At 69.2% G+C, this 11,436-nt stretch carries 11 protein-coding genes and 1 pseudogene; 9 read left to right on the plus strand and 3 right to left on the minus strand.

Annotation, left to right across the window (positions count from 1 at the left end):
- The first annotated feature begins 15 nt into the window (after positions 1-15).
- From A9X03_RS22655 to A9X03_RS22670, 4 genes are all read left to right on the plus strand, one after another.
- Positions 16-693, plus strand: coding sequence for an SDR family oxidoreductase (locus A9X03_RS22655; protein ID WP_068263072.1), 678 nt, complete (start codon positions 16-18; stop codon positions 691-693).
- A gap of 59 nt (positions 694-752) precedes the next feature.
- The gene (locus A9X03_RS22660; RefSeq protein WP_067760740.1) at positions 753-1,670 is read left to right on the plus strand and encodes an LLM class F420-dependent oxidoreductase; all 918 of its coding nucleotides are present in this window, start codon (positions 753-755) and stop codon (positions 1,668-1,670) included.
- Positions 1,671-1,786: 116 nt separating this feature from the next.
- A complete protein-coding gene (locus tag A9X03_RS22665; protein ID WP_067760738.1) occupies positions 1,787-2,167 on the plus strand; it encodes a DUF4189 domain-containing protein in 381 nt (126 codons plus the stop codon).
- A gap of 199 nt (positions 2,168-2,366) precedes the next feature.
- Entirely contained in the window at positions 2,367-3,755 is a 1,389-nt protein-coding gene (locus A9X03_RS22670; RefSeq protein WP_067760736.1) for an NAD(P)/FAD-dependent oxidoreductase, read from the plus strand.
- Positions 3,756-3,840: 85 nt separating this feature from the next.
- Here the strand turns inward: A9X03_RS22670 and A9X03_RS22675 are convergent, their stop codons facing one another.
- Positions 3,841-4,224 carry a PaaI family thioesterase gene (locus A9X03_RS22675; RefSeq protein ID WP_068263077.1) on the minus strand — a complete coding sequence of 128 codons (384 nt, stop codon included), beginning with the start codon at positions 4,222-4,224 and terminating at the stop codon, positions 3,841-3,843.
- 305 nt (positions 4,225-4,529) lie between these two features.
- On the opposite strand from A9X03_RS22675, the gene A9X03_RS22680 reads away from it, so the two are divergent.
- From A9X03_RS22680 to A9X03_RS22695, 4 genes are all read left to right on the plus strand, one after another.
- Complete coding sequence (locus A9X03_RS22680; protein ID WP_067889905.1) at positions 4,530-4,949, plus strand: BlaI/MecI/CopY family transcriptional regulator; 420 nt, start codon at positions 4,530-4,532, stop codon at positions 4,947-4,949.
- A 14-nt stretch (positions 4,950-4,963) separates the two neighbouring features.
- Positions 4,964-5,914: a M56 family metallopeptidase gene (locus A9X03_RS22685; RefSeq protein ID WP_067760730.1), complete on the plus strand. Its 951-nt coding sequence runs from the start codon at positions 4,964-4,966 to the stop codon at positions 5,912-5,914.
- Between the two features lie 99 nt (positions 5,915-6,013).
- Positions 6,014-7,471 carry an NADP-dependent phosphogluconate dehydrogenase gene (gene gndA, locus A9X03_RS22690; RefSeq protein WP_068263080.1) on the plus strand — a complete coding sequence of 486 codons (1,458 nt, stop codon included), beginning with the start codon at positions 6,014-6,016 and terminating at the stop codon, positions 7,469-7,471.
- A 42-nt stretch (positions 7,472-7,513) separates the two neighbouring features.
- The gene (locus A9X03_RS22695) at positions 7,514-8,950 is read left to right on the plus strand and encodes a GuaB1 family IMP dehydrogenase-related protein (protein ID WP_068263082.1); all 1,437 of its coding nucleotides are present in this window, start codon (positions 7,514-7,516) and stop codon (positions 8,948-8,950) included.
- 45 nt (positions 8,951-8,995) lie between these two features.
- Here the strand turns inward: A9X03_RS22695 and A9X03_RS22700 are convergent, their stop codons facing one another.
- Positions 8,996-9,619, minus strand: coding sequence for a GNAT family N-acetyltransferase (locus tag A9X03_RS22700; protein WP_068263087.1), 624 nt, complete (start codon positions 9,617-9,619; stop codon positions 8,996-8,998).
- 293 nt (positions 9,620-9,912) lie between these two features.
- On the opposite strand from A9X03_RS22700, the gene A9X03_RS22705 reads away from it, so the two are divergent.
- Positions 9,913-11,283, plus strand: coding sequence for a hemolysin family protein (locus A9X03_RS22705; protein ID WP_068263091.1), 1,371 nt, complete (start codon positions 9,913-9,915; stop codon positions 11,281-11,283).
- A 50-nt stretch (positions 11,284-11,333) separates the two neighbouring features.
- On the opposite strand, the pseudogene A9X03_RS30495 reads toward A9X03_RS22705, so the two are convergent.
- Positions 11,334-11,436: pseudogene (locus tag A9X03_RS30495) on the minus strand (hypothetical protein); the annotation flags it as partial.

Below are 11,436 nucleotides of genomic sequence, written 5' to 3' on the forward strand. Positions count from 1 at the left end.
GAACACGAGGAGGTCATGGCAGTGGAAGTGCTGGTCACCGGTGGAGACACCGAACTTGGACGCACAGTGGCCGAAGGCTTCCGCGATGACGGTCACAAGGTGACCCTCGTGGGCGCACGGCGCAGCGACCTCGAGATCGCCGCCAAGGAACTCGACGTCGACGCGATCGTCTGCGACACCACCGACCCGGCGAGCCTGACCGAGGCCCGTCCCCTGTTCCCCCACCATCTGGACATCATCGTCAACGTGCCGGCTCCCACCTGGGAGGCCGGCGACCCCCGCGCGTACTCGATCGCCGACACGGCCAACGCCTGGCGGAATGCCCTGGACGCCACGGTGCTATCGGCCGTGCTGACGGTGCAGACCGTGGGCGATCACTTGCGCTCGGGTGGCTCCATCATCAGCGTGGTGCCGGAGAACCCGCCCGCCGGAAGCGTCGACGCCGCGATCAAGGCGACCCTGTCGAATTGGGTCGCCGGACAGGCGGGCATCTTCGGCACCCGCGGCATCACGGTCAACGCCGTCGCCAGCGGGCGCAGCGCGCAGCCCGGCTACGACGGCCTGTCGCGCACGCCCCCGTCGGTCGCCGGCGAGGTGGCCCGGCTGGCCCTGTTCCTGACCACCCCGGCGGCCCGCCACATCACCGGCCAGACGCTGCACGTCAGCCACGGCGCGCTCGCCCAATTCGGCTGAGGGCGTAATCGCGGCGCGAGCCGTTTCGTCGCGCGTGGAGCGGCACTACGGTAGACAGCGTGGCTATTCGACTCGGTCTGCAGATTCCCAACTTCTCCTACGGCACCGGGGTGGACAAGCTCTTCCCCACTGTCATCGCTCAGGCCCGCGAGGCCGAATCCGCCGGCTTCGACTCGGTCTTCGTGATGGACCACTTCTACCAACTGCCCATGTTGGGCGACCCCGACCAACCGATGCTGGAGGCCTACACCGCCCTGGGCGCGCTGGCCACCGCCACCGAGCGAGTCCAGTTGGGCACCTTGGTGACCGGCAACACCTACCGCAATCCCGCGCTGCTGGCCAAGACCATCACCACCCTCGACGTGGTGAGCCAGGGCCGCGCCATCCTCGGCATCGGAACCGGCTGGTTCGAACTCGAGCATGACCAACTGGGTTTCGAATTCGGCACTTTCACCGACCGATTCAACCGGCTCGAGGAGGCGCTGCAGATCATCCTGCCGATGATCAAGGGCGAGCGGCCGACCTTCTCGGGCAAGTGGTACCAGGTGCGCGAGGCGATGGCGAATCCCCGCTTCCGCGACCACATTCCGCTGATGATCGGGGGCAGCGGTGAGAAGAAGACGATCCCCCTCGCCGCGCGCCACTTCGATCACCTCAACGTCATCGCCGGATTCGACGAACTGCCGGGCAAATTGGACGTCGTGCGGCGGCGCTGCGAAGAGATCGGCCGCGACCCGGCGACGCTGGAAACCAGCACGCTGACCACGGTGCTGGTCGACGAGAACACCAAGCCGGACCAGATTCCGGCCGAGATGACCCAGCGCATGGTGGTCGGCGGCCCCGAGTCGGTCGCCGAGCAGATCAAAACCAAGGTGGTGGACGCCGGCATCGACGGCGTCATCATCAACCTGCCCTTCTACGCCCCCGGCGTGATCAGCTCCGTAGGTGAGGCGCTGCGCCCGGTCGTCGGCCTGTAGCAGCCGACGCCGCGGGTCGTGGGGTCGCGGTTTGGCCCCGCGGCGGTAATACTTCCGTGTAGCAGCGTTTACCTGCGCCACCCGGGCGCAGCGCGGAAGAAGAGGCCGGGAAGGCAATGAAGACAGCAGCCCTGGCGTTGATGGTGGCCGGCGTGGCGTTTGTCGCACCCCCGCTCGCGCATGCCGGCGGCGACGGGATCGCGATGGCGATATCGGACTCCACCGGCCACATCGACATCGCCGACGGCGCCTCGAGCGTGGGTGCGGCCGAGAAGGCGGTTATGGAGACCTGCCGCAAGACGATCAGCGACTGCCGCCTGCTGGCCAGTGGGCAGGGTGGGTGCGTGGCGCTGGTGATGAACGCGTCGAAGACCAAATACTTCGGGGGCTGGGGCCCGACGCCCGAAGAGGCGGAGGCACAGGCGCTCTCACGCGCCCCCGGCGGAACGATCCAGGCGGGCCACGACCACTGCGTGGGCGGCGGCTCGAGCCAATAACGGCGGCCTCGTGCCAGCGGGCCGGCGACCCTGATAGTTGCGCCACAGTGGCCGGCGCCCACCAGGGTTTTCGCCCCCAACACCGTTAGTGTTGCAAACAACACATGCGTATCAACTAGGTTTCCGGGTACCCGCCTGACTAGCGTTGTGGCTAACTGCAGTCGCGTGTCCAAAAGCCCCCGTCAGGAGCAGCGGAAACATGAGCCCCCCACCCGAAACCACAGCTGGAACCGAACGGCGCCACCAGGTCGTCATCATCGGTTCGGGATTCGGTGGACTCAACGCGGCAAAGAAACTGAAGCACGCCAACGTCGACATCAAATTGATCGCGCGCACGACCCATCACCTCTTCCAACCGTTGCTGTATCAGGTGGCAACGGGCATCGTGTCCGAGGGCGACATCGCCCCGCCCACCCGTGTCGTGCTGCGCAGGCAGCGCAACGTCCAGGTGCTGCTCGGTGACGTCACGCACATCGATCTCGATGGGAAGTTCGTGGTGTCCGATTTGCTCGGTCACACCTACGAAACCCCTTACGACAGCTTGATTATCGCCGCCGGCGCGGGGCAGTCCTACTTCGGCAACGACCACTTCGCCGAGTTCGCACCCGGCATGAAGTCGATCGACGACGCACTGGAGGTGCGCGGTCGGATCCTGAGCGCCTTCGAGCAAGCCGAACGGTCGCGCGATCCGGAGCGACGGGCCAAGCTGCTGACGTTCACCGTCATCGGCGCCGGCCCCACCGGCGTCGAAATGGCAGGCCAGATCGCGGAATTGGCGGCCCACACGCTGAAGGGCTCGTTCCGTGGCATCGACTCCACCAAGGCGCGGGTGATCCTGCTCGACGCCGCCCCCGCCGTGCTGCCGCCGTTCGGCGACAAGCTGGGGACGCGGGCGCGGGCCCGGCTGGAGAAGATGGGCGTGGAGATCCAACTGGGGGCGATGGTCACCGACGTCGACCGCAACGGCATCACCGTCAAGGACTCCGACGGCACCATCCGGCGCATCGAGTCCGCGTGCAAGGTGTGGTCTGCGGGCGTGCAGGCCAGCGGGCTGGGCCGAGACCTCGCCGACCAGTCGTCGGTGGAACTGGACCGGGCGGGCCGCGTCAAGGTGCTGCCCGACTTGTCGGTTCCCGGCCACCCGAACGTGTTCGTGATCGGCGACATGGCCGCCGTCGAGGGCGTACCCGGGGTGGCGCAGGGCGCGATCCAGGGCGCCAAGTACGTCGCCGGCACGATCAAGGCCGAACTCGGCGGGGCCGACCCCGCCGAGCGCGAGCCGTTCCAGTATTTCGACAAAGGCTCCATGGCAACGGTTTCGCGGTTCTCCGCGGTGGCCAAGGTGGGCCCGCTGGAGTTCAGCGGCTTCATCGCCTGGCTGATGTGGCTGGTGCTGCACCTCGTCTACCTGGTCGGGTTCAAGACCAAGGTCAGCACGCTGCTGTCGTGGACGGTGACCTTCCTGAGCACCCGGCGTGGCCAGCTGACGATCACCGAGCAGCAGGCCTTCGCCCGAACCCGCCTCGAACAGCTGGCGGTACTCGCCGCCGAAGCCAAACGGCCGGCGACCGCCAAGCGAGCGAGCTAACGGGCCAATCGCCGCAGGGCGCGAATCGCGGATCCGGCCTCCGCGAAAGTCATTGCGCAACACAGCAATACGCCGTCGCGCGGATCTACAGGTTCTGCAGCCGCACCTGGCCGCGGGCGACCACCTTGTCGTCGCCGTCGGTGATCGTGACCAGCCACAGCTGCTGGCGCCGGCCGCGATGGATCGGTTCGGCGACGCCGTACACCATGCCCGAACCGATGGAACGCAGGAAGTCGGTGTTGTTGTTGACCCCCACGACATTGCCGCCGCCGCGGGTGGCAAGCCAGGTGTAGGCGGCCACGCTGGCCATGCTCTCGATGATCGAGCAGTACACCCCGCCGTGCACGAGGCCCATCGGTTGCAGCAGTTTGGGCGTGACCTCGAGTTGCGCGCGGGCGCCGTCGGGGCTCAGTTCGGTGAATTGCAGCCCGATCTCCTGATCGAAGGGGGCGGTGAAATCCGGCGGCATGCTCGGCGGCTGAGGCACGTTCTGTGTCTACACCATGGGTCCGGCGACGGCGCTGGTGGCGGGGTTGCCGCCCCGGAAACGGCTGAGCCCCGTGCCGCGGGGGCACGGGGCTCGCCGATCGAGTAGACCGGGGGTCACTGCAGCCCTCAGGACTCTGCCGCGGTCGTTGTTCGCTCGACTGGGTTAGCATAGGCAAGGCTGCCCTAATTTCGCAAGCGCCTATCCGGCGGCGCGGTGAGCAGCTGCGGTACGACGGTCGGTAGTAAGCGGAGTAAGATGTTGTCGACGTCAGGAGAGAACGCACTATGGCGAAACTGACCCGGCTCGGGGATCTGGAACGCGCCGTGATGGACCACTTGTGGTCCACGCCGGAACCTCAAACGGTCCGCCAGGTCCACGAGGCGTTGTCCGCGCGACGCGACCTCGCCTACACGACGATCATGACCGTCCTGCAGCGGCTGGCCAAGAAGAACCTGGTCTCGCAGATTCGCGACGACCGCGCGCACCGATACGCTCCCGTGCACGGCCGCGACGAACTGGTCGCCGGGCTGATGGTCGACGCGCTGGCCCAGGCCGAGGACCCCGGCGGCAGGCAGGCCGCGCTCGTCCATTTCGTCGAGCGGGTCGGCGCCGATGAGGCAGCTGCGCTCCGGCGGGCGCTCGCCGAACTGGAAGCTAATCAACGCAACAACGCGCCAACCGCTGGCGCGTCGCCGGAGGACTGAGGGAGACTGACAGCGTGTCCGCGCTGGCCTTCACCATCCTCGCGGTGCTGCTGGTCGGTCCGGTGCCGGCCTTGTTGGCACGCGCGAGCTGGCCGCTGCGCGCTCCCCGCGCCGCGATGGTGTTGTGGCAGGCCATCGCGCTCGCCGCGGTCCTCTCGGCGTTCAGCGCCGGCATCGCGATCGCCACTCGGCTGCTCATGCCCGGTCCCGACGGGCGGCCCACCGCCAGCATCCTCGGCGCCGCCGGCCGCCTCGGCTGGCCGCTGTGGGCCGCGTACATCGGCGTCTTCGCCCTGACCGTGCTGGTCGGCGCCCGATTGATGGTGGCCGTCGTCCGGGTGGCAATCGCCAACCGGCGACGGCGCGCCCATCACCGCATGGTCGTCGATCTGGTCGGCCTGGGCCACGGCGGCGCGCTTCCCCAGCCCTGCGCCCACACGCGGGACCTTCGTGTGCTGGACGTGCCGCAGCCGCTCGCCTACTGCCTGCCGGGCGTCCGCAGCAGGGTGGTGGTCAGCGAGGGGGCGCTGAGCACGCTCGCCGACGCCGAGGTCGCGGCGATCCTCACCCACGAGCGGGCCCACCTGCGGGCCCGCCACGACCTCGTCCTGGAGGCCTTCACCGCGGTGCACGCCGCGTTCCCGCGGCTGGTGCGCAGCGCGAACGCGCTCGGGGCGGTGCAGCTGCTCGTCGAGCTGCTCGCCGACGACGCCGCCGTGCGCGCGGCGGGCCGCACTCCCCTGGCTCGCGCGCTGGTCGCCTGCGCGTCCGGGCGGGCGCCGTCCGGCGCACTGGCCGCCGGCGGACCCAGCACCGTGGTCCGCGTCCGCCGGCTGTGCGGGGGCGGCAACAGCCTGGCGCTGGCGGCGGCCGCATACCTGGCCGCGGTCGCCGTGTTCGTCGTGCCCACCGTCGCGTTGGCCGTGCCGTGGCTCACCGAGCTGCGGCGCCTGATCAACCTCTGACGCGTTCGACGGCCAGCACCCCGGGCGGACGCCGGTCCCCTGTGCCACAGTGTGACGGAAAGCTTTTGGGCACAGTTCTCCGACTCGAGAGGCGAAGACATGGGTTCGTCGGAATCAACCACCGCTACCGCGCAGATCGGCGTCACCGGCCTGGCGGTGATGGGCTCGAACATCGCGCGCAATTTCGCCCGGCACGGCTACACGGTGGCGCTGCACAACCGCTCGATCGCGAAGACCGACGCGCTGCTCAAAGAGCACGGTGACGAGGGCAAGTTCGTGCGGTCGGAGACCATCGCTGAGTTTCTCGACGCCCTGGAGAAGCCGCGGCGGGTGCTGATCATGGTCAAGGCTGGCGACCCCACCGACGCCGTCATCAACGAGCTCGCCGACGCCATGGAGGAAGGCGACATCATCATCGACGGCGGCAACGCCCTCTACACCGACACCATTCGCCGCGAGAAGGCGATGCGCGAACGGGGCCTGCACTTCGTCGGCGCCGGCATCTCCGGCGGCGAGGAGGGCGCGCTGAACGGCCCGTCGATCATGCCGGGCGGCCCCGCCGAGTCCTACACGTCGCTGGGCCCGCTGCTCGAGGAGATCTCCGCACACGTCGACGGGGTCCCGTGCTGCACCCACATCGGGCCCGACGGCGCGGGCCATTTCGTCAAAATGGTGCACAACGGCATCGAGTACTCCGACATGCAGCTGATCGGCGAGGCCTACCAGCTGCTGCGCGACGGCCTGGGCAAGACCGCCGGGCAGATCGCCGACGTGTTCGACGAGTGGAACAAGGGCGACCTGGACAGCTTCCTCGTCGAGATCACCGCCGAGGTCCTGCGCCAGAAGGACGCGAAGACGGGCAAGCCGCTCGTCGACGTCATCCTCGACGAGGCCGAGCAGAAGGGCACCGGCCGCTGGACCGTGAAGTCGGCTCTGGACCTCGGCGTCCCGGTAACCGGGATCGCCGAGGCCGTGTTCGCCCGCGCGCTGTCGGGTTCGGTGACCCAGCGCAAGGCCACCACGGGGCTGGCCTCGGGCGAGCTGGGCGCCAAGCCCGCCGACGCGCAGCAGTTCGTCGAGGACGTGCGCCAGGCCCTCTACGCGTCGAAGATCATCGCGTATGCCCAGGGTTTCAACCAGATTCAGGCCGGCAGCGCCGAATACGACTGGGGCATCACGCCGGGCGACCTGGCCACCATCTGGCGCGGCGGCTGCATCATCCGGGCCAAGTTCCTCAACCGCATCAAAGACGCGTTCGACGAGGACCCCGATCTGCCGAGCCTGATCGTCGCGCCCTACTTCCGCAGCGCGATCGAGGCCGCGATCGACGGCTGGCGCCGCGTCGTGGTGACCGCCACGCAGCTGGGCATCCCGATCCCCGGCTTCTCCTCGGCGCTGTCCTACTACGACGCGCTGCGCACCGAGCGGCTGCCCGCGGCGCTCACCCAGGGGCTGCGCGACTTCTTCGGCGCGCACACCTATGGCCGCATCGACGACGACCCCGATAAGCGCTTCCACACGCTGTGGAGCGGGGACCGCAGTGAAGTGCCCGCCTAGCCGGGTACTACTTGAAGGACACGAGGGGGCGCGGCGACAGCGATGAGATTTCTGGACGGGCATCGGCCCGGCTACGACCTGACCTACAACGACGTCTTCGTGATGCCGAACCGGTCGGAGGTCGCGTCGCGCTTCGATGTCGACCTGTCCACCCAGGACGGCTCGGGCACCACCATCCCGGTGGTGGTCGCCAACATGACCGCGGTGGCCGGGCGGCGGATGGCCGAGACGGTCGCCCGGCGGGGCGGCCTGGTGATTCTGCCGCAGGACATCCCGATCACCGCGGTGCAGCAGACGGTGGACTTCGTCAAGAGCCGCGACCTGGTTCTCGACACCCCGGTCGTGCTGGGCCCCGACGACTCGGTGTCCGATGCGACCGCGCTGATCCACAAGCGCGCACACGGGGTCGCGGTCGTCGTCTTCGAGGGCCGCCCGATGGGCTTGGTGAGCGAATCCTGCTGCCTGGGCGTGGACCGCTTCGCCAGGGTTCGGGATGTCGCGATCACCGACTTCGTCACCGCCCCGGTCGGGACCGAACCACGCAAGATCTTCGACCTGCTCGAGCACGCCCCGATCGGGGTTGCCGTCGTGACGAACGCCGACGGCACGCTGGCCGGCGTGCTCACCCGCACCGGGGCCGTCCGCACCGGCCTGTACACCCCGGCGCTCGACCGTGAAGGGCGGCTGCGGGTGGGCGCGGCCGTCGGCATCAACGGCGACGTGGGCGCCAGGGCGCGCTCCCTGGTCGAGGCGGGCGTCGACGTGCTCGTCATCGACACCGCACACGGGCATCAGGTGAAGACGCTCGAGGCGATCCGCACGGTGTCCTCGCTCGAACTCGGGGTGCCGCTGGTGGCCGGCAACGTCGTCTCCGCGGAGGGCACGCGCGATCTGCTGGGCGCCGGGGCGAACATCGTCAAGGTCGGCGTCGGGCCGGGGGCGATGTGCACCACCCGGATGATGACCGCTGTGGGGCGCCCGCAATTCTCGGCCGTCGTCGAATGTGCTTCGGCGGCAAGGCAATTGGGTGGCCACGTGTGGGCCGACGGCGGCGTTCGACATCCCCGGGACGTGGCGCTGGCGCTGGTGGCCGGCGCGTCCAACGTGATGATCGGATCGTGGTTCGCCGGCACCTACGAGTCGCCCGGCGACCTGATGCGCGACCGCGAGGACCAGCCCTACAAGGAGAGCTACGGCATGGCCTCCAAGCGTGCGGTGGTCGCCCGCAGCGCCGCCGACACCGCCTTCGACCGCGCCCGCAAAGCGCTCTTCGAGGAAGGCATTTCGACCTCACGCATGGGCCTGGACCCCGACCGCGGGGGCGTCGAGGATTTGATCGACCACATCACCTCGGGCGTGCGCAGCACGTGCACCTATGTCGGCGCCGCCAACCTGACGGACCTCTACGAGCGCGCCGTCGTGGGGGTGCAGTCGGCCGCGGGCTTCGCCGAAGGCCATCCGCTGCCGCTGGGTTGGTGACCCCCGCCGCACGCAATTCTTTGGCGGCGCAGGCGATTTGGTGGGTCAGGCGCCGGCCGGACGTTCCCACGCGTAGAGCGACATGCGGCGATTCCTGGTGTCGTGTTCGCCGAGGAACGCACAGCCGGCGAATTCGCAGAGCCGGCGCGCGGTGGTGTTGCGGTGATCGGGGTCGAACATGACGCGCCGGCAGCGGGGCTCCATGGCGAAGACGCTCCCGACGATCTGCGGCAACAGCATCGGGCCCAGGCCCCGGTTCACCAGGCCCGGGTCGGCGATGGCGGCGTGCAGCCCCAGGTCATACGGGTCGGCATCGTAGTGGTGCGAGATCAAGTCCTTTGCGCCCCAGTATAATTCGAGGTAGGCGCAATCTTGGCCATCGACGCTGCCCAGCAGTGGCACCGAATACGTGCCGTCCAGCTGCGCGCCGAGGTGCCGCTCCCATCGCGGGGCCGGCCAGTCGTACTCCCAGGCCGCGGCCAGGTGTGGGCGGTTCATCCACTCCGCCACCATGCCCGCGTCCTCGGGCCGCGCGACACGCAGCGCGAAGGGCGGTTCGAGCGCGGGGGCCGGCGGCCGCCCGATGCGCGCCACCTTGTCGGAGATGTCGAAGCGCTCGCGCGGAAGGACTTGGGCCGGTTCGGTTTCGGGTGGGCCTTCGGACGCCATAGTCCGCCAGCCTATCGAGTAAGGTTAGGCAAACCATACTTGGGTCCCGGGCGGGCCCGGCCTCCCCGTGAAACGGTCGTCGACCGAACGGGGGGCGGACCGGGCTACGATAAATCAGCAAAGACGGAAGCGACCGCGTCCGCACCGGTTTCAGGCAGCGAAGGGATTGACGTGCCGCAGGCACCCGTGCAGCCCATGGGCTTCCGGGCGCGGCAGCCGTCCGACGAGCCGCCCGATGCGGAGCCTTCCCCGGCCATCCCGCCAACACAATCGGCCCGCGGGCGGCGTGCTCGATGAACGTCAGCGTCGCCGTGATCAGCATCCTTGCCATCGCGGTGCTCATCTTCGGTAACGCGGTATTCGTGGCGGCCGAGTTCTCGCTCACCACGCTGGACCGCAGCGCCGTGGAGGCCAACGCGCGGCGCGGCGGCCGCCGCGACCGCGCGATCCGGCGCGCCCACCACAAGTTGTCGTTCCAGCTCTCCGGCGCCCAATTGGGCATCTCCGCAACCACACTGGCGGCCGGTTACCTGACCGATCCGATGCTGGCCGACCTGCCGCACCCGTGGTTCGACGCGATGGGCATTCCCGACAAGGTGGCCGACGCGATCATGGCGTTCGTGGCGTTGGTCATCGTCACCTCGGTGTCGATGGTGTTCGGCGAGCTGGTTCCCAAATACCTTGCCGTGGCCCGGCCACTGTCCACCGCGCGCGCCGTGGTGGGCGTTCAGCTGCTGTTCTCGCTGCTGTTCACCCCGGCGATCCGGCTCACCAACGGCGCGGCGAACTGGATCGTGCGCCAGCTGGGCATCGAGCCGGCCGAAGAGCTGCGGTCGGCCCGGTCGCCGCAGGAACTGCTGTCCCTGGTGCGCTCCTCGGCGCGCAGCGGCTCGCTGGATCCCGCGACCGCGTCACTGGTGCGGCGCTCGCTGCAGTTCGGCGCCCTGACCGCCGAGGAGCTGATGACGCCCCGATCCAAGATCGTCGCGCTGCAGACCGACGACACCGTCGCCGACCTGGTGGCCGCGGCCGCCGAGTCCGGGTTCTCCCGGTTCCCGATCGTCGACGGCGATCTCGACGAGACCATCGGCATCGTGCACGTCAAACAGGTGCTGGCCATCCCGGCGGCCGACCGGGCGCGCACGCCGCTGACCAACGTGGCGCAGCCCGTCCCGGTGGTGCCCTCGACGCTGGACGGCGACGCCGTCATGGCCGAGATCCGCGCGAACAGCCTGCAGACCGCGATGGTGGTCGACGAATACGGCGGCACCGCGGGCATGGTGACCGTCGAGGACCTGATCGAAGAGATCGTGGGCGACGTCCGCGACGAACACGACGACGCCACCCCGGACGTCGTCGCGGCCGGCACCGGCTGGCGCGTCTCGGGACTGCTGCGCATCGACGAGGTCGCCACCGCCACCGGGTTCCGGGCGCCGGAAGGGCCCTACGAGACCATCGGCGGGCTGGCGTTGCGCGAATTCGGCCACATCCCGGTGGCCGGTGAAACGGTGAAGCTGCCGGCCCTGGACGCCGACGGCCTGTTGGACACCTCGCTGCGCTGGCAGGCAACGGTCATCCGGATGGAGGGACGCCGGATCGACCTGCTGGAACTCAACGAGCTGCAGGGTGACGGCGACACCGGCGCGGCGGGGGGTCAGCGATGAGCGATCCCGTCGGAGTGTTCCTGGCGATCGTGCTGATCGGCGTCAACGCCTTCTTCGTCGGCGCGGATCACCGTGACCGCGCGCGCCTTGCCCTGCTCGGCCAGCGCTTCCAGCCGGTCGCGCCGGGCCGAGATCAACGAGAATTCCGCGCCG

The organism is Mycobacterium sp. E1715 (assembly GCF_001667625.1).
GTDB lineage: Bacteria > Actinomycetota > Actinomycetes > Mycobacteriales > Mycobacteriaceae > Mycobacterium.

Excerpts from the sequence above, each read along its gene's own strand:
- A9X03_RS22670 (WP_067760736.1), top strand. The coding sequence starts at position 2,367 with ATGAGCCCCCCACCCGAAACCACAGCTGGAACCGAACGGCGCCACCAG.
- A9X03_RS22675 (WP_068263077.1), bottom strand. The coding sequence starts at position 4,224 with ATGCCGCCGGATTTCACCGCCCCCTTCGATCAGGAGATCGGGCTGCAA.
- A9X03_RS22695 (WP_068263082.1), top strand. The coding sequence starts at position 7,514 with ATGAGATTTCTGGACGGGCATCGGCCCGGCTACGACCTGACCTACAAC.
- A9X03_RS22665 (WP_067760738.1), top strand. The coding sequence starts at position 1,787 with ATGAAGACAGCAGCCCTGGCGTTGATGGTGGCCGGCGTGGCGTTTGTC.
- gndA (WP_068263080.1), top strand. The coding sequence starts at position 6,014 with ATGGGTTCGTCGGAATCAACCACCGCTACCGCGCAGATCGGCGTCACC.
- A9X03_RS22700 (WP_068263087.1), bottom strand. The coding sequence starts at position 9,619 with ATGGCGTCCGAAGGCCCACCCGAAACCGAACCGGCCCAAGTCCTTCCG.
- A9X03_RS22680 (WP_067889905.1), top strand. The coding sequence starts at position 4,530 with ATGGCGAAACTGACCCGGCTCGGGGATCTGGAACGCGCCGTGATGGAC.
- A9X03_RS22655 (WP_068263072.1), top strand. The coding sequence starts at position 16 with ATGGCAGTGGAAGTGCTGGTCACCGGTGGAGACACCGAACTTGGACGC.
- A9X03_RS22705 (WP_068263091.1), top strand. The coding sequence starts at position 9,913 with ATGAACGTCAGCGTCGCCGTGATCAGCATCCTTGCCATCGCGGTGCTC.